The organism is Kitasatospora sp. NPDC088861, from assembly GCF_044750105.1.
GTDB lineage: Bacteria > Actinomycetota > Actinomycetes > Streptomycetales > Streptomycetaceae > Kitasatospora.
The window spans coordinates 45,712-68,839 of sequence record NZ_JBIVJF010000028.1 but is presented as its reverse complement, the minus strand read 5'-3'; the positions used below and the strand labels follow the sequence as shown (position 1 = coordinate 68,839).

The 23,128-nt window shown below is 75.4% G+C and carries 20 protein-coding genes; 9 read left to right on the top strand and 11 right to left on the bottom strand.

What is annotated here, in order from left to right; translation table 11 throughout:
• Window positions 1-91: 91 nt before the first annotated feature.
• Entirely contained in the window at window positions 92-847 is a 756-nt protein-coding gene (locus ACIP37_RS31450; protein WP_363588732.1) for a DapH/DapD/GlmU-related protein, read from the top strand.
• A 51-nt stretch (window positions 848-898) separates the two neighbouring features.
• On the opposite strand, the gene ACIP37_RS31445 is transcribed toward ACIP37_RS31450, so the two are convergent.
• The gene (locus ACIP37_RS31445) at window positions 899-2,329 is read right to left on the bottom strand and encodes a PucR family transcriptional regulator (RefSeq protein WP_400811685.1); all 1,431 of its coding nucleotides are present in this window, start codon (window positions 2,327-2,329) and stop codon (window positions 899-901) included.
• Between the two features lie 114 nt (window positions 2,330-2,443).
• Here ACIP37_RS31445 and ACIP37_RS31440 point away from each other — a divergent pair, with 114 nt between their 5' ends.
• Window positions 2,444-3,430: an esterase/lipase family protein gene (locus ACIP37_RS31440; protein ID WP_400811681.1), complete on the top strand. Its 987-nt coding sequence runs from the start codon at window positions 2,444-2,446 to the stop codon at window positions 3,428-3,430.
• Window positions 3,431-3,524: 94 nt separating this feature from the next.
• On the opposite strand, the gene ACIP37_RS31435 is transcribed toward ACIP37_RS31440, so the two are convergent.
• Window positions 3,525-4,106: a HutD family protein gene (locus ACIP37_RS31435; protein WP_400811678.1), complete on the bottom strand. Its 582-nt coding sequence runs from the start codon at window positions 4,104-4,106 to the stop codon at window positions 3,525-3,527.
• 108 nt (window positions 4,107-4,214) lie between these two features.
• Window positions 4,215-5,486 carry an MFS transporter gene (locus ACIP37_RS31430; protein WP_400811675.1) on the bottom strand — a complete coding sequence of 424 codons (1,272 nt, stop codon included), beginning with the start codon at window positions 5,484-5,486 and terminating at the stop codon, window positions 4,215-4,217.
• Window positions 5,487-5,602: 116 nt separating this feature from the next.
• On the opposite strand from ACIP37_RS31430, the gene ACIP37_RS31425 reads away from it, so the two are divergent.
• Window positions 5,603-6,781 (top strand): ROK family protein, encoded by a 1,179-nt coding sequence (locus ACIP37_RS31425; RefSeq protein WP_400844899.1) that lies wholly within the window; start codon window positions 5,603-5,605, stop codon window positions 6,779-6,781.
• 141 nt (window positions 6,782-6,922) lie between these two features.
• Window positions 6,923-8,122, top strand: a complete 1,200-nt coding sequence (locus ACIP37_RS31420) for a PLP-dependent cysteine synthase family protein (protein ID WP_400811672.1) — start codon at window positions 6,923-6,925, stop codon at window positions 8,120-8,122.
• A gap of 74 nt (window positions 8,123-8,196) precedes the next feature.
• Here ACIP37_RS31420 and ACIP37_RS31415 read toward each other — a convergent pair whose 3' ends face one another.
• The 5 genes from ACIP37_RS31415 to ACIP37_RS31395 form a co-directional block, all read right to left on the bottom strand.
• A complete protein-coding gene (locus ACIP37_RS31415) occupies window positions 8,197-10,650 on the bottom strand; it encodes a right-handed parallel beta-helix repeat-containing protein (RefSeq protein ID WP_400811669.1) in 2,454 nt (817 codons plus the stop codon).
• 243 nt (window positions 10,651-10,893) lie between these two features.
• Window positions 10,894-11,772, bottom strand: a complete 879-nt coding sequence (locus ACIP37_RS31410) for an MOSC N-terminal beta barrel domain-containing protein (protein WP_363631550.1) — start codon at window positions 11,770-11,772, stop codon at window positions 10,894-10,896.
• 199 nt (window positions 11,773-11,971) lie between these two features.
• On the bottom strand, window positions 11,972-12,781 hold the full coding sequence (locus ACIP37_RS31405) for a DUF6643 family protein (RefSeq protein ID WP_400811665.1): 810 nt from the start codon (window positions 12,779-12,781) through the stop codon (window positions 11,972-11,974).
• Between the two features lie 345 nt (window positions 12,782-13,126).
• Window positions 13,127-13,576, bottom strand: coding sequence for a large conductance mechanosensitive channel protein MscL (gene mscL / locus ACIP37_RS31400; RefSeq protein WP_363586878.1), 450 nt, complete (start codon window positions 13,574-13,576; stop codon window positions 13,127-13,129).
• 206 nt (window positions 13,577-13,782) lie between these two features.
• Entirely contained in the window at window positions 13,783-14,913 is a 1,131-nt protein-coding gene (locus tag ACIP37_RS31395; protein ID WP_400811661.1) for a glycosyltransferase family 4 protein, read from the bottom strand.
• Between the two features lie 323 nt (window positions 14,914-15,236).
• On the opposite strand from ACIP37_RS31395, the gene ACIP37_RS31390 reads away from it, so the two are divergent.
• Both ACIP37_RS31390 and ACIP37_RS31385 read left to right on the top strand, forming a co-directional pair.
• Window positions 15,237-16,487, top strand: coding sequence for a glycosyltransferase family 4 protein (locus ACIP37_RS31390; protein WP_363586876.1), 1,251 nt, complete (start codon window positions 15,237-15,239; stop codon window positions 16,485-16,487).
• 139 nt (window positions 16,488-16,626) lie between these two features.
• Window positions 16,627-17,301, top strand: coding sequence for a thiol:disulfide interchange protein DsbA/DsbL (locus ACIP37_RS31385; protein ID WP_363586875.1), 675 nt, complete (start codon window positions 16,627-16,629; stop codon window positions 17,299-17,301).
• 54 nt (window positions 17,302-17,355) lie between these two features.
• Here ACIP37_RS31385 and ACIP37_RS31380 read toward each other — a convergent pair whose 3' ends face one another.
• Together ACIP37_RS31380 and ACIP37_RS31375 are read right to left on the bottom strand one after the other, a co-directional pair.
• A complete protein-coding gene (locus tag ACIP37_RS31380) occupies window positions 17,356-18,102 on the bottom strand; it encodes an SAM-dependent methyltransferase (protein ID WP_400811656.1) in 747 nt (248 codons plus the stop codon).
• A 57-nt stretch (window positions 18,103-18,159) separates the two neighbouring features.
• Window positions 18,160-19,308 carry a glycosyltransferase gene (locus ACIP37_RS31375; protein ID WP_400811653.1) on the bottom strand — a complete coding sequence of 383 codons (1,149 nt, stop codon included), beginning with the start codon at window positions 19,306-19,308 and terminating at the stop codon, window positions 18,160-18,162.
• 57 nt (window positions 19,309-19,365) lie between these two features.
• Between ACIP37_RS31375 and ACIP37_RS31370 the strand changes: the two genes are divergently transcribed.
• The gene (locus ACIP37_RS31370; protein ID WP_400811650.1) at window positions 19,366-20,151 is read left to right on the top strand and encodes a glutamate racemase; all 786 of its coding nucleotides are present in this window, start codon (window positions 19,366-19,368) and stop codon (window positions 20,149-20,151) included.
• Window positions 20,152-20,562: 411 nt separating this feature from the next.
• Here the strand turns inward: ACIP37_RS31370 and ACIP37_RS31365 are convergent, their stop codons facing one another.
• Window positions 20,563-21,588: a polysaccharide deacetylase family protein gene (locus ACIP37_RS31365; RefSeq protein ID WP_363624803.1), complete on the bottom strand. Its 1,026-nt coding sequence runs from the start codon at window positions 21,586-21,588 to the stop codon at window positions 20,563-20,565.
• Window positions 21,589-21,960: 372 nt separating this feature from the next.
• On the opposite strand from ACIP37_RS31365, the gene ACIP37_RS31360 reads away from it, so the two are divergent.
• Together ACIP37_RS31360 and ACIP37_RS31355 are read left to right on the top strand one after the other, a co-directional pair.
• Complete coding sequence (locus ACIP37_RS31360) at window positions 21,961-22,233, top strand: hypothetical protein (protein WP_350884215.1); 273 nt, start codon at window positions 21,961-21,963, stop codon at window positions 22,231-22,233.
• A gap of 323 nt (window positions 22,234-22,556) precedes the next feature.
• Entirely contained in the window at window positions 22,557-23,066 is a 510-nt protein-coding gene (locus tag ACIP37_RS31355; RefSeq protein ID WP_400811645.1) for a sugar transferase, read from the top strand.
• Window positions 23,067-23,128: the final 62 nt, after the last annotated feature.

Sequence of the window (23,128 nt, the reverse complement as noted above, 5' to 3'; positions counted from 1 at the left end):
TGGGAGGCCGCAGGCCAGGGCGGGTGCGGGACCGGTGTGATGTTGACCGCCCGGCCGCCGGTCGGACCCTACGGGCCGGTAACGTGAGCTCATGCCGATAACCCGTTCGCTGCTCTCCGCGGTCCGAGCCGGTGGCCGCCGTGCCGCCGGCCGCCTCGTCCACCGGGGCTGGCGCTGGGTACAGCGGACCGGCGCGGTCACCCGGCAGAGCCCGGGCCCGTACCGGTTCGGCGAGTTGGGCGACGGTACGACACTGGCGTTCCCGCTCGGCGCGGTCTTCAACGAGCAGTGGATCACCATCGGGCCGTTCTCGATCATCGGCGAGCGGGTCACCATCAGCGCCGGTTTCCTGCCCGGCCTCGACCTCGGGCCCGAGCCGATTGTGCGGATCGGCGGCGGCTGCGTGATCGGCCGGGACAGCCACATCGTGGGCCACCAGTCGATCGTCCTCGGCGACGACGTGTGGACCGGGCCCGGCGTCTACATCTCCGACCAGGCACACGAGTACCGGTCCACCGACCTGCCGATCGGCAAGCAGTGGCCGCGCAACGAACCGGTGGAGATCGGCGCCGGGAGCTGGATCGGCACCGGCGCGGTGATCCTGCCGGGGGCCCGGATCGGCCGCAACGTGGTGGTCGCGGCGGGCGCGGTGGTGCGCGGCGAGGTGCCCGACCACAGCGTGGTGGCCGGAGCGCCGGCCAAGGTGGTCCGCCGGTGGACGGCCGAGGAGGGCTGGCAGCCGCCGCTGCGCCACGACGCGCCCCAGCCGGTGCCGGACGGCGTGACGGCGGAGCAACTGCGGGCCCTGGTGGGGTGGGACCTGCGGTTGCCGGGGGAGCGGGACTGATGCACCCGCGCCGCCGTCCCGGTGGCGCGGGTGTCGTCGGCCGGACACGCCCTAGCGGACTGCGGGGGCCTGTTCGGCGGCGCGGGCGGCGATGGCGGCGGTGATCCGCAGGACGTCGGCGGGGCGGGCGGGGTCGAGGCCGGTGAGGGCGGCGATCCGGCGCAGCCGGTAGTCGACGGTGTTCGGGTGCAGGTGCAGGGCGCCCGCGGTGTGTCGCCGGTTGAGCCCGCCGGCCAGGTGGGTGCGCAGGGTGGTGAGCAACTCGCCGCCGTCGGCCAGCGGTTCGAGCAGTGCGGCGAGCCGGGAGCGGGCCTGGCTGGGGCGGGTGAGCTGGTATTCGAGCAAGACGTCGTCGAGCCGGTACAGGCCGGGTGGACGGTCGAACGCGCGGGCCACGTCCAGGACTTCGTACGCGAGCGCGGCCGCGCTCGGCACTTCGCCAGGTGCGGCGGCCGCCGCTGCGGCCAGGACGGGGACGCCCCCGGCCCGGGCGGCCGCGGCGACGGTGGCGGCCAGGTGCTGCCACGGGAGCTCGGCGGGCGTGCCGGGTCGCCCGGGCGCTCGCTCCGGCCGGGCCTGCGGGGGCGAGCCGAGCGGGACGAGCGCGAGGCCGCCCGAGGGGGTGAGCGCGGTGATCGCCGACTGCCGCGTCCGGTGGTCGAGTTCGGCGACGAGCCGGCGGAGCTTGCGGCGGCCGGCGATGCCCGGGTCGACGCCGGGGGCGTGCTCGTCGGGGTGGTCGGCGACGGACAGGCACAGGACGGCGTACCGGGGCGGTAGTCGGAGTCCGGCCCGGGCGGCGGCCTCGTCCGCCGGGGCGCCGGCGAGCAGTGCGGTGAGCAGCGACTGCCGGGCGGCTGCGTGCCGGTCGCCGGCCGGGCGGCGTTCGTCGAGGTAGCCGGCGCCGGCGGCGGTGGTGGCCTGGCGGAGCTGGTCGAGCAGCAGCCGGTTGAGGACGAGCAGGTCGGCGGCGTCGCCGTCGCGGGCGTGCCGGGTGACGAACTCCCAGCAGACCTCCAGCCCGAGGTGGTGGGCGAGCAGGACGGCGTCCAGCGGCAGGCCCTCCTCGGCGCGGCGGGCGGCGGCCTCCCGGACGGCGGCGAACTCCTCGTCGGGGGCGGGGAGTCCGGTGCGGACGGCGTGGGCCAGGGCGCGGATCCGGCGCTCGGTGTCGCGGGTGAGTTCGCCGGTGAGCTGTTCGCGGGGCAGGCGGTGGTACACGGGCACGCGGTCCAGCAGTGCGGCGACCACGCTCTCGGCCAACTCGCCTACACCGCCCAGGAGTCGCTGGTCGGCGGGCCGGCCGCCGATCACCGGGACGCGCCAGCCGGGCGTCCGGTCGGCGGTGTGGTCGGGCGCGCGGACGGGTGTGCGGTCGGGCACGCGGCCGGGGGTGGTGGTGGGCGCGGAGTGCGGCTCGGAGCGGGGTGTGGCGTCGGGTGAGCGGCCGGGCGAGGCGGCGGGTGCGTTGTGACCGGTCACAGAGAACACCGTCCAGGTCTGGGGAACGCCCAAGGGCCGGGCCGGAGGGGCGACCGCATGATGGAGCCACTCGGGTTACCTGTTGGTAACAAACTTCCGCCGTGGAGGCAACAGTTGAGAACCCCACTTCTCCGCTTCTCCGCAACTCCCGTGCGCCGCAGGCTCGGCGGGGTCATCGGCGCGACCGTCCTGGCGGGCGCGCTGCTGGCCGGCGCGTCGGCCGCCCCGGCGAGCGCCGCGACGTCCCCCTCCGTCGCGCCCGCCGCCGCCCGCTCCATCACCTCCGCCGCCGCCTCCGCCGAACTGCCGCCCGACGGTGACTCGGTGGCCTCGCCGCCCGGCGCCAACGACTGGAACTGCCGCCCGAGCGCCGCGCACCCCGATCCGGTGGTCCTCGTGCACGGCACCTTCGCCAACCGCTACGAGAACTGGCTCGCCCTCTCCCCGCTGCTGAAGGGCCTCGGGTACTGCGTCTTCGCGCTCGACTACGGCACCATCCCGGGCGTCACCTCCAGCGGCAGCGGCCTGCTGCTGCCGATCGGCGGCCTGGGCCCGGTGCCCGAGTCGGCCGCCCAACTCGGGCGGTTCGTCGACCTGGTGCTGAAGGCGACCGGCGCGGCCAAGGTCGACATCGTCGGGCACTCGCAGGGCGGCATGCTGCCGAACTACTACCTGAAGTTCCTCGGCGGCGCCGCGAAGGTCGGCCGGCTGGTCGGCCTGGCGCCGTCCAACCACGGCACGACGCTCGACGGGATCACCAAGCTCGTGCCGTACTTCCCCGGCGTCGCGGACCTGATCTACACCGTCTGCCAGGCCTGCCGCGACCAGGCGGTGGGCTCCGACTTCAACCGCACGATGGCCTCCCGCCCGGACACCGTGCCGGGCGTGACCTACACGGTGATCTCGACCGTGTACGACGAGGTCGTCACCCCGTGGCGGACCCAGTTCCTGACCGGCCCGGCCGTCGACAACGAGGTGCTGCAGAACCACTGCCCGATCACGCTCGCCGAGCACGTGGCGATCGCGTTCTCGCCGACGGCGCTGCACCTGGTGACCAACGCCCTGGATCCGGCGCACGCCACACCGGTGTTCTGCGGCTGATCCGTACCCGTCGGAACGCCGCGGCCCGGGAGGGAGACCTCCCGGGCCGCGGCGTTCCGGTGTCCGGGCGCCCGTGCGTCCCGCTTCCCCGGCGTCAGCGCGACGGGCGGAGCGTGACCACGGCGGTGACCCCGCCGGTCCGGACCCGCACCTCGCGCGGGCCGGTCCCCTCCAGCAGGGCGGCGTCGTAGCGCTCCAGCACCGCGTCGCCGTCGACGGCGGCCGAACCGGTGAGGCAGACCAGCAGGACGGTCGCCCCCGGCGGGACGTCCACGGCGGCCGGTGCGGTCAGCACGCCCACGGCGCCGTCGATCCGGCCGCGACGGGTCATCACGTTGAAGTCGACCACCGGGCCGGCCGACAGCCGACAGTCCGTCACGGCGTCACCGGAGAAGGCGAAGGGGCGGAAGGGTTCGTCGACCAGGTGCTCGGCGCCGTCGACGGTGAGCGTCATGCCGGGGCCCTCGACCAGGGTGATCACCCGGTCGACGCCGGGGAACGGCGAGAACGGCCCGGCCGACGCGACGTCCGCGAGGCTGACCCGCCAGTCGAAGGCGTCCAGCCCGGCCCCGGCCGGGAAACCGGCGACCTCCCTGGTCACCCCGCCCCCGTTGAGCCACGCCATGGCCGGGCGCTCGTCCGCCCGCAGTACCTGGATCCGTCCGCTGCTCGTCATGGCCCGCATCCTGCCACCACGTCCGCGCGCGGCCGCGTCGGGAGCCGCCTGGGGCCGTCGGCGGTGGGGTCGGTCGGACCGGCCGTGCCGACGACCCGGGCGCTCCCGTCAGCGCCGACGGACGGCCAGCGGCAGGAGCGCCCCCGCCGTGGCCGCCACCGCGACGGTGGTCAGGGCCATCGGCAGCCCCGCCGCGTCGGCGAGGAAGCCGATCACCACCGGGCCGATCAGCATGCCGCCGTACCCGAGCGTCGAGGCGAACGCGACGCCCTGCGGGCCTCCGGCCGCACCGGCCCGGGCGATCGCGAGGGGGAAGAGGTTGGCGAGGCCGAGGCCGGCCAGGACGAACCCGCAGACGGCCAGCGGCACCACCGGGGCGAGGGCGGCGACCAGCATGCCGGCCGCCGCGGTCAGGCCGCCGAGCAGCATCAGCCGGGTCTGGCCGAGCCGGATGGACAGCCAGGTGCCGCCGACCCTTCCGCTGGTCATGGCGAAGGCGTACGCGGCGTACCCGGCGGCGGCCGTCCCGGGGCTGGCGTGGACGTCGTCGGTGAGGTGGAGGGTGGTCCAGTCGGCGATCGCGCCCTCGCCGTACGCGGTGCACAGCGCGGTGAGGCCGAGCAGCAGGACGAGCAGCCGCAGGTGCGGGGCGGGGCGGCCGGCCGTGGTGCGGGTGCCGTGGTCGCTCGTGGTGTCGCCGGTGGTGCCGCCGTCGCCCGTGCGGCCGGGCGCGACCAGCGGCGCGGCCGGGCTGCGCAGCAGGACGACGCCCGCGGCGGCGGTGACGGCGAGGCCGAGCAGACCGCCGAGCGCGAGCGCCCAGGCGGTGCTCAGCGCACCGGCGAGGAGCCCGCCGAGGCCCGCGCCGAGCAGACCGCCGAGGCTGTACCCGGCGTGGAAGCTCGGCATGACGGGCCGTCGCAGTTGCGCCACCAGGTCGACGGCGGCGCTGTTCATCGCGACGTTGGCGCCGCCGTACCCGGCGCCGAAGAGCAGCAGCACGCCGCCGAGCGCGGCGACCGAGTGGGCGTGTGCGGGGAGCGGGACGGCGAGGCTGAGCAGGGCGAGCGAGCCGACGGTCACCGGGCGCGAGCCGTACCGCAGGCACAGCCGTCCGACGAGCGGCATGGTGAGGACGGCGCCGATCGACAGGCAGAGCAGGGCCAGCCCGAGGGCGCTGTGCGAGGCGTTGACCTGGCTGCGGATGTCCGGGATGCGGACCACCCAGGCGGCGAAGAGGAAGCCGTCGACGGCGAAGAACGCGGTGAGCGCGAGCCGTGCCGAGCCCCAGGGGCTGTCCGTTCCGGGGGGTGTGCTGCGAGACTGGGGGGAGGTCTGGTCGGGTCGAGGACGCGGGCGGATTTTGTTTCGAAGCGGCACAAAGTCACAATAGGGGCGTGCAGCTCTCACCTTCAAGTCCGCGACCAGGTTCCGGAACCGACCTCGAAGCGCAGCGCGACGCCCACCGCCGCGCGGCCCCCGATCGCGGTCGGACGCTGCTCGGCCCCGCGCTCTCGCTCATCCACACCGGACAGACGCCCACCCGCTCGGCGCTCACCCGCGCGCTGGACGTCACCCGGGCCACCGCCGGGGCCGTCACGGCCGAACTGGAGGCGCTTGGGCTGATCACCGTCGACTCGCGCCCGGCCGGCGGCGGACGCGGACGCCCCTCGCACCGGCTGGCGATCGACCCGCAAGGCCCGGTCGTGGTCGCCGGGCAGATCCACGCCGACGGGCTGAGCGTCACCCTGGCCGGCCTCGGCGGGCTGCTCGACCCGCCCGTCCACCTGCCGCTGCCCGCCGCCACCGACCCGGTCCGGATGCTGCGCGCCGTCGCCGAGGCGGGCGCCGCACTCGCCCGCGCGACCAGCCGGCGCTGCCTCGCCGCCGCGCTCGCCCTGCCCAACCCGGTCACCGAACCCGACGGCGCCGCGCTCGCCGCCCTGCACTTCGCCTGGCCCAGCGGCACCCCGGTCGCCGACCTGTACGACGTCGAGGTGGGTCGTGCCGACCACGGCCCGGGCGCCCGCCGGCCGCTGCCCACCGCCCTCGCCAACGACGCCAACCTCGCCGCGCTCGCCGAGTACCGGCACGGTGCCGGGCGCGGCGCCCGGCACCTGCTCCTCGTCACCTCCGGCCATCGCGGCGTCGGCGGCGCGCTGGTGATCGACGGCCACCTGCACACCGGCAGCGCCGGGCTGGCCCTGGAGGTCGGCCACCTGACCGTCGACCCGCAGGGCCGGCTCTGCCCGTGCGGCAACCGGGGCTGCCTGAACTCCGAGACCGACCCCGACGCCCTGTTCGCCGCCGCCGGGCTCACCCCCGAACCGGGGCGCCCGCTGCTCGACCAGGCGCGCGAGCTGTGCCGGGCGGCCGCCACCGACGAACGCGCGCGGGCCGCCGTGGAACACGTCATCGACCGGCTCGGGCTCGGACTCGCGGGCGTCGCCAACATCCTCAACCCGGACCGGGTGGTCCTCAGCGGGCTCCACCTCGACCTGCTGGAGGCCGCGCCCGAGCGGCTGCGCGCGGTGGTCGCCGAGCGCAGCCTGTGGGGGCGCAGCGGACGGGTGCCGATCGTCGGCGCGGAGCTGGCGCACGGTGCACTCGCGGGTGCGGCGGAGCTGGGCTGGGGGCCGTACCTGGCGGACCCGCAGTCGGTGACGGCGGGCTGATTCCGGGGCCGGGCGTCGGGCTGGGGGCGACAGGTCGGACCAGGGCGATAAGCGGAAGCTGGGACTGCGAAAACGGTCACTTATCGTGACTCTCCTACACTCGTAGTGAGCAGTGGGGGGTCGTAACGAGGGAGAGTGGCCATGAGCACCCAACCCGGCGGGACCCAGTCCGGCGGAGCGGGCGGCATCGAGCCGACCGCGGGCGTCGAGCCGACCGTCGGCGTCGAGCCGATTGCGGGCGTCGAGTCGACCGTCGACGTCGACCGGACCGACCCGCAGTACCGCGCCTGGCTCAAGGAGGCGGTGCGCAAGGTCCAGGCCGACGCCAACCGCTCCGCCGACACCCACCTGCTGCGCTTCCCGCTGCCGGGTGAGTGGGGGATCGACCTCTACCTCAAGGACGAGTCCACCCACCCGACCGGCTCGCTCAAGCACCGCCTGGCCCGCTCGCTCTTCCTCCACGGGCTCTGCAACGGCTGGATCCGCCCCGGCAAGCCGGTGATCGAGGCCTCCAGCGGCTCCACCGCCGTCTCGGAGGCGTACTTCGCGCAGCTCGTCGGGGTGCCGTTCATCGCGGTCATGGCCAAGAGCACCAGCCAGGCCAAGATCGACCTGATCGAGTTCCACGGCGGCGAGTGCCACCTGGTCGACCGCTCGGACGAGGTGTACGAGGCCTCCGCCCGGCTCGCCGAGAGCACCGGCGGGCACTACATGGACCAGTTCACCTACGCCGAGCGGGCCACCGACTGGCGCGGCAACAACAACATCGCCGAGTCGGTCTTCGCCCAGCTGCGCCTGGAGCCGCACCCCGAGCCGGCCTGGATCGTCGCCACCGCCGGGACGGGCGGCACCTCGGCGACCATCGCCCGGTACGTGCACTACATGCAGTACGACACCCGGATCTGCGTCGCCGACCCGGAGAACTCCTGTTTCTTCGACGGCTGGGTGCACCACGACCCGGACGCCGTCTGCGAGCGGGGCTCGCGGATCGAGGGCATCGGACGGCCCCGGATGGAGCCGAGCTTCGTCCCGGGGGCGATCGACCGGATGATGAAGGTGCCGGACGCCGCCTCCGTCGCCGCCGTGCGGGTGCTGGAGCAGGTGCTCGGGAAGAAGGCGGGAGCGTCCACCGGGACGGGTCTGTGGAGCGCGCTGAAGATCGTCGCCGAGATGCGGGCGGCGGGGCGGCGGGGCAGCGTGGTCGGTCTGATCTGCGACCCGGGCGACCGCTACCTGGACAAGTACTACTCGGACGACTGGCTGGCCGGCGAGCGGATCGACATCGCGCCGTACCGGGCCGTGCTGGAGTCCTTCCTCGCCGGCGGCGCCTGGTCGGGCTGACGCCGAGGTCGTCGCCCGCCCGGCGCCGAGGTCGTCGCCCGCCCGCCCGACGCCACGGCGCCGAGTCCCCGGCGTCAGGGCAGCGGTGCGCCCGGCAGGTCGGCCGGGACGAGGAGTTGGAGCTCCTCCGTCGACGGGTCCGCGAGGTGGGCGACCCGCATCGCGTGCCGCTCGACCATGGTCTCGAAGACCTGCCGTGCGGTGCGCCCGTTGCCGAAGTTGGGGCCGCGCTCCAGCCGGGCGAAGTGGTCCAGCAGCACGCCCTCGGTCGCCTCCGCGAGCGCGTACTCGTGCTCGGCGCACTGGGCCCGGGCGATCTCCAGCAGCTCGTCCGCCGTGTAGTCGGGAAAGGTGATGGTGCGTGAGAAGCGGGACGAGACACCGGGGTTGGCGGAGAGGAAGCGCTTCATCTCCAGGGTGTAGCCGGCCACGATGACGACCACTTCGTCCCGGTGGTCCTCCATCAGCTTGACCAGGGTGTCGATGGCCTCCCGCCCGAAGTCGCGCGCGCCGTCCTCGGGGGCGAGCGCGTACGCCTCGTCGATGAAGAGCACCCCGCCGCGCGCGCTGTCGAAGGCCGCGGCGGTGCGGATCGCGGTGGAGCCGACGTGCTCGCCGACCAGGTCGACCCGGGCCACCTCGACCAGGTGTCCGCGCTGGAGCACCCCGAGCGAGGCGAGGATCTCGCCGTAGAGCCGGGCGACGGTGGTCTTGCCGGTGCCGGGGGCGCCGGTGAACACCAGGTGCCGGCGCAGCGAGGGCGCCTTGAGCCCGGCCTGGCGGCGGCGCTTGCCGACGGAGATCAGGTCGATGAGCGTGCGCACCTCCTGCTTGACGGTGGCCAGCCCGACCAGTGCGTCCAGTTCGGCGAGCGCCTCGTCGGCGGGCCGGCAGTCCGGGATCGGGGCGATCGCCGAGGTGGCGGCAGCCGCAGCGGACGTCGCGACGGCGGTGCCGGCCATCCCGCCCACACCGGCCCTCCCGGCCAACGGGGCGGTGGCGGAGGCCAGTTGGGCGGTCCGCGGGCCCGGTACCTCGGCCGCGCCGGCCGCCGGTCCGACGTCGTCCGAGGTGCAGCCCTCGGCGACCGGCCCGGGCTCGGAGAACTCGAAGCCGGCCCGCTCGTTCTGTTCGGCCCGGCAGCGGGTCAGCTGGGTGCGGCAGCCGTCGATGATGTGGAAGCCGAAGCCCTTGCCGTGCGAGACCCGGCAGTCCTCGAAGGTGCCCCGCCCCTGCGCCGAGACGTACACGCCGGCGTCGGTGCTGGCCCGGACGGTGCAGTCGCGCAGCACCGGGTCGGCGCCCTTGGTGACGATCACCCCGGTGGCCACGTCGGAGATCTCGCAGCCGGTGAGCAGGCCGCCGCTGCCGTGGTCGCGGAACCACAGGCCGGTGCCGGCCTCCTGGACCCGGCAGCCGGTGAGGGTCACCGCCGCGCCGCCGCTGACCGAGACCGCCGAGCTGCGGATCCGGCTGAAGGAGCAGTCCGCGGCGATCGCGGCGGAGTCCCGGTCGAGGACGAACAGCGCGTCCGGCAGGTCGTACAGCGAGCAGTCGGTGAGGGTGAGCCGGGCACCGTCGCTGACCCACAGCGCCGGGTACTCGCCGGTGGAGCCGTGGATCTGGCAGGACTCGGCGACGGCCTCGGTGCCCTGGTCCCAGACCGAGAGCGCCCCGCGCCCGAAGTCCCGGACGGTGCTGTGGTCGAGGCTGAGCCGGGAGCGGCCGCGCAGGTCGGCGCCGTTCTCCGGCAGGTCGTGCACCCGGCAGCCGGTGAGGACGAGTTCGGCCTCGCCGTCCAGGGTCAGCCCGTTGCCGGTGACCCGGTGGATCTCGCAGTCGACGAGCCGCCCGCGGGCCTGCGACTCGGCCTGGACGCCGCTGCCGCGGATCTCGTAGATCTCGCAGCCGGTCAGTTCGGCGGCGCTGCCAGGGTCGGAGAGCAGGACGCCGGCGCCGGCGGCGTGGTGGATCCGGCAGCGGTCGAGGGCGGCGGTGGCGCCGCCGAGGACGGCGAGTCCGGCCTGCCCGGCGGCGGCGACCTCGCAGTCCTCCAGGGCGGCGGCGGTGCCGGGGCCGCGCAGGCGCAGCCCGAGTCCGGCCGGGTTGGCCACGACGCAGCCGCGCAGGGTGGGCCGGGCGCCGTCGGTGATCTCGATGCCGGTGGCGGAGCGGGTCTCGATCCGGCAGCCGCTGAGCGCGGGCGCGGTCTGCGGCCCGGTGATCAGGACGGCCGGGGTGGAGCTGTCGCCGCCTTCGACGACGAGGTCGCGGACGGTGGCGTCGGCGGTGACGGTCAGCGCCACTCCGGACGGCGGGTCGATCCGGACGGTGCCCGGGCCCTGGGCCGGGACGATCGTCACGGGCTTGTCCAGCAGCACGTTCTCCCGGAACGTCCCCGGCCGGACGGTCACGGTGTCGCCCGGTTCGGCGGCCGCGAGGGCCTCCGCGAGGGTGTCGTACTCGCCTGCGCGGCGGCGCCAGCGGGATGCGCTGTCCTGGGTGACCCGGACCCTGTGCTCTGCCATGACGGTCTGTCGTCCCCACCTTCGTCGAGCCGGCGTTCAACGGGCCGTACGCGCGGGCCGCCCGCCCACCGTAGCGCGCCTCCACGGGTGGTCCGGTCGGCCGCGGTCGCGCGGGCACCGGGGGCTCGCGCCTTCGCCACAGGTTCCGACCACATGTTCAACGAGCGCGCACACCCGTGGTTCCGAGCCGGGGTCGCGCCGCGGGGGCGGCCGGGGGAGCCGGTGAACCGGCGCGCCGCCGGTTCACCCCCGCGCGTCGGCGGGCCACTGCGCCCCGTCCTCCAGCACCTCGACCCGGTCGCCGACGCGCAGCGTGCCGAGCACGTCGCCGGTGGTGCCGGCCGGCCGTTCCGGGATCAGGTTCTGCCCGAACGCGGCCTTCTTCAGCAGCCGGTGGTGCCGGGCCAGGGTGCGCAGCGGTTCGGGGCCGCGCCGCTCGCCGCTCTCCTGGTCGGTGGTGGTGATGACGCAGCGGCCGCAGGGCTTGACCACCTTGAAGGTGAGGTCGCCGATCCGGATCCGGCGCCAGCCGTCCTCGGCCCACGGCTCGGCGCCGCCCACCACGGCGTTGGGGCGGAAGCGCTCCATCGGCAGCGGCTCGTGGCCGTCGGGGTGCTCGGCGGCGATCAGCTCGTTGAGCCGCTCCAGCGAGGCGGTGGTGGTGAGCAGCAGGGGGAAGCCGTCGGCCATCGAGACGGTGGTGCCGGGCTCGGCGTAGTCGGGGTCGGCCGGCCGGGCGCGCGGGTCGTCCAGGTGGACCAGGCGGTAGTCGCCGAGGTGTTCGACGATCCACCGGTGCACCTCCTTGGCGGCCTCGGCGGCGCGGAAGCGGGTGCCCCAGACCTCGACCTCGGCGAGCGGGTCGCCGGCCGCGACGGCGGGCGCGGGGACCTCGATCCGGGAGCCGCCGGGGGCGGTGAGGGAGAGCGCGCCGTCGGGCAGCAGGTCGGGCCTGATCTGGCCGAGGGCGGCGTTCTCGCGCTGGCTGACGAAGCGTCCGGTGGCGTCGGCGAGCATCCAGCGGCGGTCTCCGGCCAGGCCCCAGGGTTCGACGGCGGCGGTGTCCGGGCTCAGGCGGTACATGGACTTGACGGGGTAGACGTGGAGTCCGGTGAGCTGCATCCCCCCATCCTGCCAGCCGGTTCCCGGCGGTCCGCAGGAGCCCCGTACGCGCACGGACCGCCCGGGACGCCGTGGGGGGCGTTCCGGGCGGTCCGTGGATGACCCGTTTCTCCGTACGCCCGGCGCGGGGAGCGCGCCGGGTGGTGCTCAGGTGGTGCGGGTGCGGGCCGGGTGGGGTCCGGCCCTGGAGGTCAGTGGCTCAGTAGCCCTGGCCCTGCTGCTGGTAGCCGCCCTGCTGGCCCCCCGCGTTGTAGGCGCTGTTGCCGGGCTCGCCGTACGGGCCCGGGCGCTGCGGCTGCATCGGGCGGACCGGCGCCATGGCCGGGCGCAGCTGGGCGCCGCCGAAGCCCTGGTCACCGCCCTGGCCCTGGAAGCCGGGGCCGGCCGGGCCGGGGCCGCCGAAGGACTGCTGGCCGCCGAAGCTCTGCGGACCGGCCTGCGGCTGGCCGCCCGGCTGCCCGGGGCCGAACGCGCCCGGACCGCCGATCGGCTGCGCGCCGAAGGACTGCTGACCGCCCTGGCCGCCGATGAAGGTGTTCTGGCCGCCGAAGCTCTGGCCGCCGGTCGGCTGGTAGCCGCCGCTGGCGGTCTGTGCGAAGGCCGGTGCGGCGGGCTGCGGCCGCTGGTACTGCTGGGGGGCGCCGTAGCCGGGGACGGGCGGCTGGGGCGCGGAGGCGTACGCCGGCGCTGGCTGCGCGGGGATGTACGCCGTGGCGGGACCGGCGGAGGGGCCGCTGCTCGGGCCGGGGCCCAGGGCGAGGCGGGCGGGCGGCAGCGCGGGGAGGTTGCTGCCGGCGCTCTCGTACCCGTTGCCGTACCGGTTCTCGTAGGACGGGCCGGCGCTGGCCCCGTAACCGGACGACATGGCCGGCGGCAGGGCCGCCGGCACGTTGATGGGTGCGATCTGGGGGACGCCGCGCTCAGCCACGAGGCTGTCGTAGATCGGCGTGCCGGAGGAGAAGGACGGAGAGGGGTAGCCGACTCCGTCGTAGGAGCGGGGCGAGGTCATGGGGCATACGGTAAGCCCACAACGCGCCTGCTGAGGAGAGCGGGAGGGGGAGCAGTTCGACTGTTTACACAGTCTTCGCTCGCACAAAGGTTTCGAAAGTAGGAAGAACGGACATACCGGCGTTCAGTTCCGGACAACCTTGGCGTGCCGTCAGTGATCGAACAGTACCCGGACGGCGGCGCGGCGAACCCTTGCGGTGACCGGGCGGTGGACGGTTCGGGGCCTGCCGGAGAAACTTTTGCGGACAGGGCGTGCGCCGGCGCATTCGAGCCCCCGCCGACGGTCCGACGAGGGCTCGTGAATGTTTCGGGAATAAAGTCCCCGTCAGCGGCCTCGGGCCCGTGGTCAGCTCGCCTGCAACGCCTGCGCCTGCGCCGGGAGACCCGGCCGGCCCGAGACCTCCGAGGTGCAGAAGGAGCAGCGGGTCGCCGCGGCCGGAATCGGGCTCAGGCACTCCGGGCAGTCGACCTTCACGACCGGCGCCGGCTTGGCCGACTCGAAGCGCGCCTGCAGCTTGCCGACCGGCAGCACCACGGCGAAGTAGATCACCGCGGCGACCAGCACGAACCCGATCAGCGCGTTGACGAAGACCCCGTACGGGAACCGGGCGCCGGCCACCTCGAAGGTCTTCTGGGTGAAGTCGCCGACGGCGCCGGTGGCGACCCCGATGAGCGGGGTGAGGAAGGCGGTGACGAACCCGGTGACCACGGCGGTGAAGGCCGCGCCGATCACGATGCCGACTGCGAGGTCCACCACGTTGCCGCGCAGCAGGAAGCTGCGGAATCCCTTGAACACCGGGTGACTCCAAATCCGTACGGGGAAGGGGGAGATGAGGCAGCGTGACGGGCGCCCCGGCCGGACATCCTGCCGACCGGGCCGGGCCGAGGTCCAACCGCGTTCACCCGATCCGCGTAACGGGCCGCAGGACTCGCCGGCCGGTTCCGGGCGGAGCCCGGGCGCTCCGCGTACGGGTCGATCCGGCCGTCGCCGGGCCGGAGGGGTCAGAGCGGCCGCACCCGCAGCGCGCGCTCGTAGAACTCGACCATGTGCGCGGACACCTGGGACAGCGTGAACGAGGCCAGGAACCGCGCCCGCGCGGCCTTCGCCCGCACCCGCGCCGCCGCCCGGTCGTCCAGCGTGTCGACGACCGCCGCCGCCAGTTCGGCCGGCCGCTCCGGTGCCACCAGCCGGGCGTAGTCCTCCGAGCCGACCGTCTCGCGCAACGCCGGCACGTCCGCGCAGACCAGCGGCACCCCGACGCCCATCGCCTCGATCGCCGTGCCGCCCTGGCCCGCCCAGCGGGACGGCACGGCGAGCACGTCGGCAGCGGCCATCAGATCGGCCACGTCCTCGCGCGGCCCGAGCAGGCGGACGCTCCCGGCGGACTCGGCGAGCGCCCGCAGCCGTGCGCTCTCCGGGCCCGCCGCGCCGGCGAGCAGCAGGACGGCCCCCGGCTGCGCGCGCCGGACCGTCGGCCAGGCCGCCAACAGCACGTCCAGGCCCTTCCGGTGGTGCTGGCCGGCGGCGGCCAGCACCACCGGCACGTCCTGCGCCAGCTCCAGGGCACCGCGCACGGCGGCCCGCCGCTCCGGGGTGGCCGTGCCCAGCAGCTCCGGGTCGAGCCCGCGCGGCACCACGTCGATCCGCCGCCGGGGGATGCGCAGCCGCCGCGCCATCGTGCCGGCCACGTGCCGGGTGAGCGCGTGGAAGCGGCGGGCGCCCTGGGCGGTGGCCGCGTCCAGGGCCTGCGCGGTGCGCATCCGCCAGGGGCTCGCCCCGTGCGCCGCCGACTGCTCCGGTCCGTACGCGGGGTCGAGCAGGCTGGAAACCACCGGGGTGCGGGCGGCCAGGGCGGCGGCCCGGCCGAGCACGTCCGAGGCGTGGCGGGCGGTGTGGACGAGATCGGGCCGGCGTTCGCGGATCAGCCGGCGCAGCGCGGCGGCGGTGGCGGCCCCGGTCGGTCGGCCGACGCCGAACACGGCGGCGCCCGCCGCGGTCAGCTCCGGCTGCCAGCCGCCGGGGGAGTCGTAGAGGTAGGCGACGTCCAACGTGACGCCGGCGCGCACCAGTTGGGGAGCCATCGAGACCAGGGCGCGCTCCGCCCCGCCGGCCCGGTTCACACTGTCGACCACCAGAAGCACCTGCACCGGCCACCCCCGCCCGCTGCGGGCGCGTCCGTTCTCCCGTGCCGGACGCCCCCTGACTGGTGATCAGCATCGCAGGTGGCCGTCAGGCCCGCCAGCCGTACGGCGGCCGGGGTCGGACGCCGGGGTGCGGCGAGGCGAGGCGGGGCGAGGCAGGGCGAGAGGGGGCGGAACAGGGCGCACGACGGGAGCAACCGGCGCACGGCCGCAGTCGAGCAGCGCACATCAGGTGTATTCACGCGGGCGCACGGGCCACCACCAGGTTGCGCGAAGGGGCTGTACGGCGCGGGGCGCTGTGCCAAGGTCGGTCCATGCCCGACCATACGTCGGCCGACCCGGCCGGAACCCGTCCCCGCGTCCTGCACCTGATCAGTGATCCACGCCGCGGCGGCGCCCAGAACTTCGCCCGTGACCTCCACCGGGAACTGCGCCGCCGGGGCCAGGCCTCCGCGCTGTGCGCCCTCGCCCCGCACCCGGCCGCCGGGCCCGCCCTCCCCGGGCCCCGCGCCGCGGACCGCACCGGAGTTCGCGCCGGCGCCGGTCCGGGCGCCCGCCCCGACGGGCTCGACCGGCAGCCCGACCCGCACCCCGGCGCCTGCGCCGACGAGGAGGACTTACGCGCCGCCGTCCTCGGCTCCGGCCGCCTGCGCCCCGGCACCCTGCGGGCGCTGCGCGCGGCCGCCCGCGGCGCCGACGTGGTCCTCGCCCACGGCTCCGACACCCTGGCGGCCTGCGCCCTCGCCCTGGCCGGCACCCGCACCCCCTTCGTCTACGTCTCCGTCGGCCACCCCCGCTACTGGACGGCGAACCGGCTGCGCCGGGTGCGCGGCGGCGCGCTGATGCACCGCGCGGCAGCCGTCACCACGCTCACCGACGAGGCCCGCGCCGTCCTGGAGGGGCAGTTCCGGCTGCCCGACGGCAAGGTCCACGTGATCTCCAACTCCCGGGCCGCCGAGAGCTATCCGCCCGCCGACGGCCGGGCCGACCGGCGCGCCGCCCGGCACGCGCTCGGCCTGCCCGCCGACGTCCTGCTGGTCGCCTGGATCGGCGCGATCTCCCCGGAGAAGCGGCTCGACCTCGCCCTCGACGTCCTGGACCGGCTGCCGGACGTCCGGCTGGCCATCGCCGGGGACGGCCCGCTGCGCGAGACGCTGGCCCGCCACCCGGCCGCCGCCCGCGCTCACTTCCTCGGCGCCCTGCCCGACCCGGCGCCGCTCTACCGGGCCGCCGACGCGCTGCTGCTCACCAGCGACAGCGAGGGCGTGCCCGGCGCGCTGATCGAGGCCGCGCTGGCCGGCGTGCCCGCCGTCGCCACCGACGTCGGGTGGGTGCGCGAGGTGGTCCGGGACGGTGCCACCGGCGCGCTCGTCGCCCCCGGGGACCCGCTCGCCCTCGCCGAGGCGCTGGCCAAGGTGCTGGCGTGCAACCGTGCGGGCCTCGGCGCGGCCGCCCGGGCGCACGCGTTGGAGCACTTCGAGCTCGGCGCCGTGGTGGACGCCTGGCAGGGGCTGGTCGCCGAGGTGTGGGCGGGGGGTGGCCCGGGGGTGCGCACCGGTCCGTGACAGACCCGCGGTGGCGGGCCGGGCCGGGCGTCGAGTCGCGCGCCGGGCCGGGCGCCGGGCTGGGCCGATCGGGCGAATCCGGGCCAGCGCGCCCGGCCGAACTCGACGGTAACGAACCGCCGCCAGCACACTGCCCGGTGTGAACTCGAAGTCGCTGCTGCGGTCCACCGTCCTGTTCGCCATCGCCGCCGGGATCGCCGTGTCCCCCCTCCAGGCAGGCGCGGTGAGTCACCAACCCCCCTCCGAGGGATCCCAGTTCGTCAAGCTCGACCATCCGCAGCCGGTGCGCGAGAGCGTCCGCACGGAGGCGGCCGAGTTCTTCTGGTACGACTGCGTCCACTCCCAGCAGCTCGAACAGCCCTTGCAGGCCTGGGCCGAGAAGCACCGCGCGGACGTCGCCCTGCGGCGCGTCCCGGCGATCTGGCCGGGCAGCCCGGACGAGGGCGCCCAGCGCGGCCACGCGCGCCTGTACTACACGCTGGAGCGCCTGGGCCTGGTCGAGCGTCTGCAGAGCAGCGTCTTCCGCTCGGTGCACACCGACCAGACCGACCTCACCACCGAGGCCACCGCCACCGACTGGGCGGTGCGCCACGGCGTGGACGCGCAGCTCTTCCGCCGGACGTACCGCTCCGACGAGGTGGCGCGGTCGGTCGACGAGGCCGCCGTCGAGTTCGTCCGCTACGGCGTCAACGAGCTGCCGACGGTGGTCGTCCAGGGCGAGTACCGGACTTCGCCGAGCAAGGCCGGCGGCGTCGAGGCGATGCCCGAGGTGCTGGACTACCTGGTCCAGCAGGAGCAGTTGCGCGGGCACTGAGCCCGCCGCGGGCCGGGACCGAACAGCCCTCCGGCGGCCCGCCCCGCCGGGCGGTCAGTCCCGGCGCAGCAGGTACGTCACGAAGCCGAGCGTCCCCCGGTAGCCGTGCAGCCACTCCCGCCGGTGCCGGTCCGCGGCCTCCCGGGCGGCCGCCGCGTCGGGGTCGTCCGGGTGCTCCAGCGCCCACTCGGCCAGCGTGCCCGTCCACGCGAACTCGTAGTCGTCCCACTCCTGCCGGCTGCTCACGTACCCGGACACCGGTGTCCAGCCGTCCGCCAGCACCCGGTCCGTGGTGGTCGCCAGGTCCGCGTAGTCGTCCCGGGCCGCGCCCAGCCCGTCCAGGGCCGCCCGGGACGGCTCCCGCTCCCAGAAGCCCTCGCCGACCAGCACCCGCCCGCCCGGGGCCAGGTGCTCGCGGGCCGCCGCCAGCGTCGGCAGCAGCCCGCCGAAGGCGTGGGTGGCACCCACGCACAGCACCAGGTCGAAGGGCTCGACCGAGCTGAACTGCCGTGCGTCCACGTGGTGCAGGCCGATCCGGCGCACCACGCCGAGCGCGGTCGCCGCCTCCCTGGCCCGGGTCAGCGCCGCCGCGTCCAGATCCACCCCCACCGCCCGCCAGCGCGGACGCGCCGCCAGCGCCCGGACCAGCCACGCCCCCTCGCCGCAGCCGAGGTCCAGCGCCCGGCCGTCCGCCGCCCCGGCGGTCGCGCGCTCCAGCAGCAGGGCCACCGACTCGTCCGTCAGCGGCGCCGCGATCGGGTGGTGGGCATGGGCGAGACGGGAGATCCTCTGACGGTCCATCCGAGCAGTATGGAGCCGACCGGACTGCCGCGCCCGCGAATTCGGGCCCCGGCACGCTCAGGCCCGTGAGTACGTCCGGCCCTTCCACGCCGCGCCCCGGCCCCGCCAGTGCTGCACCGCCGAGTCCACCGTCATCAGCAGGTACAGCCCCGCCGTGAAGGGCAGCAGCAGCACGGCCGGCGCCGGCTGCCGGTAGTACCGCACCATCGGCAGGTAGGTGCCCGCCATCAGCGCCCAGGCCGCCCCGCCCGCCACCGCCACCGCCGGCGCCCCCGCGACCAGCCCGGCCGCCACGGCCACCGGCGGCACCAGGTACACCAGCCCCAGCCCCAGCACCGTCCCGAGCAGCAGCAGCGGCGAATGCCGCAACTGGGCGTAGGCGCTGCGCGACACCATCCGCCACAACTGCTCCAGCCGCGGGTACGGCCGGACGCTGTCCACCGCCCCGGCCAGCCCCAGCCAGGTCCGCCCGCCCGAGGACTTCACCGCCCGCGCCAGCGACACGTCGTCGATCACCGCGCCCCGGATCGCGGCCACCCCGCCGGCCCGCTCCAGCGCCTCCCGCCGCACCAGCGAGCAGCCGCCCGCCGCGGCCGCCGTCCGTCCACCGGGCCGGTTGCTCCGGCGGAACGGGTACAGCTGCGCGAAGAAGTAGACGAAGGCCGGCACGATCAGCCGCTCCCAGCCGGTCTCCACCCGCAGCCGGGCCATCTGCGACACCAGGTCCAGCCCGTTGCTCTCCGCCGCGGCCACCAGCTCCGCCAGCGAGTCCGGCCCGTGCGCGATGTCCGCGTCCGTCAGCAGCAGGTACTCGACGTCCGGACCGGCCAGCTCCACCCCGTGCCGCAGGGCCCACAACTTGCCCGTCCACCCCGGGGGCAGCGGGGGAGGAGTCGTGACGGTCAGCTCCAGCCCGTCCATCGTCCGCAGCTCCGCCGCCACCGCGCCCGTGCCGTCCGAACTGTGGTCGTCCACCAGGATCACCCGCGCCCGCCCCGGGTACTTCTGCGCCAGCAGCGTCGGCAGGCTCACCGGCAGCACCTGCGCCTCGTCCCGGGCCGGCACCACCACCACCGCCCGCGGCCAGCGCACCGGCGGACGGCGCGGCGGAAGCCGCACGTCGGTGCGCCAGAACAGCCCGTGGCAGCACGCCAACCAGAGCCAGACCAGCAGGGAGAACGCGGCGATCCACAACAGGACGGTCACTCCCGCAGTTTGCCGCAGAACCGGCCGGATCGGGCGGATCGACTAAAGTCTTGCCCCGTGAAGATCGCACTGATGGACTCCGGAATCGGCCTGCTGGCCGCCGCCGCCGCCCTTCGGAAGCTGCGCCCGGACGTCGATCTGGTGCTCTCCTCCGACCCGGCCTCGATGCCCTGGGGGCCGCGCACGCCCGAGGAGGTCACCGACCTCGCCCGAGGCTGCTCGCTCGCCGCCGCGGAGCTCGAACCGGACGCGCTGGTCATCGCCTGCAACACCGCCTCCGTGCACGCGCTCGCCACCCTCCGGGCCGAACTCGAACCCGGGCTGCCCGTCGTCGGCACCGTCCCGGCGATCAAGCCCGCCGCCGCCCTCGGCGGCTCCGTCGCCATCTGGGCCACCCCGGCCACCACCGGCAGCGCCTACCAGCGCGGCCTGATCCGCGACTTCGGCGGCACCGCGGACGTGACCGAGGTCGCCTGCCCCGGCCTCGCCGACGCCATCGAACACGGCGACGACGCCGGCATCACCGACGCCATCGCCGACGCCGCCGCCCGCACCCCCGCCGGCACCGCGGCGATCGTCCTCGGCTGCACGCACTACGAACTGGTCGACGACCGCATCCGTGCCGCCGTCGCCCCCACCGCCTCCCCGGCGCTCACCCTGCACGGCTCCGCCGAAGCCGTCGCCGCCCAGGCCCTGCGCCGCGTCACCGACCCCACCCGTACCGGCGCCGGCACCATCACCGTGCTCCACGCCGGCGCCCCCGCCGCCCTCCCCCCGGCCGCACTCCTCTACCCCCAGGGGCGCACCCTCGCCGCCCTGATGCGCAGCACGCTGCCGGCGTGACCGCCACCCTCACCGCCGACGGGCCAAGTTTCGCCCGCCGGCAGTCCGCCCTTCAGCCCGAGCGGAAGGCCGCCGCAGCTGATCCCCATCCGGGGCAGCCGCGGGCAGGTTCTCTGTCATGAGTTGAGGGGCAAATCTTTGCCCTCCAACTTCCGGGGGTTGGTCGAGGAGCCCCGTGGTGGCCGGCTGCCCCTGGATCGCCGCCCCGGCTGCGGCGGCTGATGCGGGAGGTCGGCCTGACCGACGTTCTGTGCCCGTGGGGCAAGAGTTTGCCCCACGGGCGGGTGGTTGGCCGCTGAGGCGGGGCCAAATTTCGCCCCCCAGGCGTACCGTGCCGATCGCCGGCGGGGCTCATTTTTGCCCCCGAATGTCTTTGAGTGCCCCTGCGTCCCCCTTGCGTGCCCCGGCCGGTCAGGCGACGGCTTGGCGGCGCCAGCGGCGGTAGGCGGGTTCGAGGCCGGAGAGGATGGTGTCGAAGCGGCGGGTGCTGGTGGTGGAGTCGACCTGGAGGCGGCTGATCTGGAGCGGGTGGGAGGGGATGCGGGGGCCGAGCCGGTGGTCGGAGAGGAAGCCGAGGCGGTAGCCGAGTTCCTGGAGGACGGTTTCGGCACGCGGGTCGTGCCCGCCGTCCGGGTAGGCGAAGGCGGTGGGGGGTTCGCCGAGCCAGCGGGTGAGGGCTTCGTGGGCGCCGGTGATCTCGGCGCGGACGGTGGCGTCGTCGCAGCGGCCGAGGCAGGGGTGCCCCTGGGTGTGGTTGCCGATGGCGACGCCGCCGTCGCGCAGGGCGAGCAGGTCGGCGGGGGTGAGCTGCTCCTGGCGGGGTGGGCGGCGGTCGGCGCTGACCCGGAGCTCGTGCAGGCTGCGCCGCCGGTCGGGGTCGGGCATGGCCTTGAGCCGGGGGAGCAACTGGGAGGGGTGCCCGCAGTCGAGCGAGCGGGCACGGCCGCCGTGCCGGGCGAGGAAGTCGGCCTCGTGCCACCAGAAGGGGCGTTCGGTGCCGATGAGCTCGGAGATGACGAAGGCGGTGGCGGGGATGCCGCGGGCGTCGAGGGCGGGCAGGGCGTGGGTGAGGACGCTGCGGTCGGCGTCGTCGAAGGTGACCAGGACGCTGCGGGGCGGCAGTGGCCGCTGTTCGGTGACGGCTTGGAGGACGGCGGTGAGCGAGACCGGGGTGGCGAGTCTTCGGAGCCGGTCGAGCTGGGCGCCGAAGGACCGGTGGTCGGTGACGCCGTGGTAGGCGAGGACGGCGAGGCGTTGTGCGGCGCGGGCGCGGAACAGGGGTTGGACGGGGGCGAAGCGCAGCCATTCGCCCCGCGCGTCTGCCCGGCCCCGGTCGGCGGTCGGGTGGCGGCGGGTGGCCGTCGGCAGCGGGCGCACGAACGGGACGGGCCTGGTGGGGGCCATGGAGATCGACGTGGTGGACTGGGACTGCGGCACGGTTCCCCCTCGGTCGCCGAGCGGCGTGGCGGTACCGCCGGAGGACGGAGCCCGGCCTCCGACCCCAGGAGGAGGCGGCTCCGCCTCCTGGGTATTCCGGTCCGCGGTGGGGGCTCGCACCCTTCCCGCGAACGGCTCCTGGATCGCTCAATGCCATTGAGACCGCTGCACCGAGTGGATGGTTGTACCGGGGGGACGAGGATTTTTCGTGGACTGATGTGAACTGATGTGGACTGATTGTGGAGCCGGAATGCACGATCGGGGCCGGGCCGCGGGGGGCTCGGGCGAGGTCGGCGGGCCGGTCGCACCGGGTGGTCGAACGTTCACTCCCCGCGGGCTGCCTCCGGCGTTCGCCGGGGGTACCTTGGGCTCATGGCAGATGCGGACCGTGATCCCTTCCACCTGCACGGCGCGACCAGGATGGCCCGTGCGTGGAGTGGTGGTGCCCTGGTCACCCACCAGCTTCCGCTGGCGATGGTGGGTTTGGCCTGCCTCGCGCTGGGCATTGTGGTGGCGGTGATCGTTCCGGACAGTGACGGTCCGGCCTGGGCGATGGCGGTGGCGGGCTGTCTGGCCGCGGGAGTGCTGCTGCTCGGCCGGATCGCGTTCGGGCTGCTGCGGTACCGCCGCCGCGCCGCGCTCTGACCGCCTCGGCGGCCGGCCGGCCTTCGGTGAACGGCTGTACTTCGATTGCCCTCGGCATTCCAGGTGGCAGGTCGAGCAGCAGATCGAGCAATATTGGTCAGATCGACCGAATTTCGGCCTGTCGGACAATCCTCTGCCCACTTCTTTCACCATTCCCGGGCGACGGCTCCGAGGCGCCCCTACTGTGAATGCGTTCTTGCGGCTCGACGGTGCCGTGGAGGGGAAGAGATGGGCGGCAGCGCCACGTCCGATCCGGGCGGAGATCCGGGCGGAGGACCCGGCGGGAAGCCGGACGGCGCACCGCGCACCACCGTGCCCGCCGGATGAGGCGCGGCGGGGACCTCGCCCTCGCCGCCCTGGCGGGGATCGTCGCGCTCCCGTTGGCCCTGGTGATCGCCGCCCTGCTGCGCTGCACGGCGCGCGGCCCGGTGCTCCTGCGGCTGTCCCGGGCCGGACGGCACGGCCGGGAGTTCCAGGTCCTCCGCTTCCGGACCAGCCGGGGAGGGCGGTTCGGCGCCCTGCTCCGCCGGACCGGCCTGGACGAGTTGCCCCGGCTGTGGAACGTCGCCCGCGGCGAGATGGGGGTGATCGGCCCCCGGCCAGTCCGCCCCGACCAGGCGGTCCGCTACTCCCGCCGCGAGCGCGGCCGGCTCGACGTCCGGCCCGGACTGACCGGCTGGGCCCAACTCCAGGCCCGCCACCCGCTCGCCCGGCCGGACTGGGCCGAACTCGACCTCTGGTACGTGGAGCACCGCTCGCTCCGGCTCGACCTGCGGATCCTCGGGCTGACCGTGCTGGCCCTGCTGCGCCCGGAGGGCGGTCTCGCGCGATGAGCCTGCGCGCCGCGGGCCGCCCGTCGGTGGCGTCGGCCCGGGGCCCCGCCGGACAGGGCCTA

What these genes read in the sequence shown, in the direction of transcription:
- ACIP37_RS31450 (WP_363588732.1), top strand. Translation starts at nt 92, where the DNA reads ATGCCGATAACCCGTTCGCTGCTCTCCGCGGTCCGAGCCGGTGGCCGC.
- ACIP37_RS31435 (WP_400811678.1), bottom strand. Translation starts at nt 4,106, where the DNA reads ATGACGAGCAGCGGACGGATCCAGGTACTGCGGGCGGACGAGCGCCCG.
- ACIP37_RS31420 (WP_400811672.1), top strand. Translation starts at nt 6,923, where the DNA reads ATGAGCACCCAACCCGGCGGGACCCAGTCCGGCGGAGCGGGCGGCATC.
- ACIP37_RS31415 (WP_400811669.1), bottom strand. Translation starts at nt 10,650, where the DNA reads ATGGCAGAGCACAGGGTCCGGGTCACCCAGGACAGCGCATCCCGCTGG.
- ACIP37_RS31410 (WP_363631550.1), bottom strand. Translation starts at nt 11,772, where the DNA reads ATGCAGCTCACCGGACTCCACGTCTACCCCGTCAAGTCCATGTACCGC.
- ACIP37_RS31405 (WP_400811665.1), bottom strand. Translation starts at nt 12,781, where the DNA reads ATGACCTCGCCCCGCTCCTACGACGGAGTCGGCTACCCCTCTCCGTCC.
- ACIP37_RS31390 (WP_363586876.1), top strand. Translation starts at nt 15,237, where the DNA reads ATGCCCGACCATACGTCGGCCGACCCGGCCGGAACCCGTCCCCGCGTC.
- ACIP37_RS31380 (WP_400811656.1), bottom strand. Translation starts at nt 18,102, where the DNA reads ATGGACCGTCAGAGGATCTCCCGTCTCGCCCATGCCCACCACCCGATC.
- ACIP37_RS31360 (WP_350884215.1), top strand. Translation starts at nt 21,961, where the DNA reads ATGGCAGATGCGGACCGTGATCCCTTCCACCTGCACGGCGCGACCAGG.
- ACIP37_RS31355 (WP_400811645.1), top strand. Translation starts at nt 22,557, where the DNA reads ATGAGGCGCGGCGGGGACCTCGCCCTCGCCGCCCTGGCGGGGATCGTC.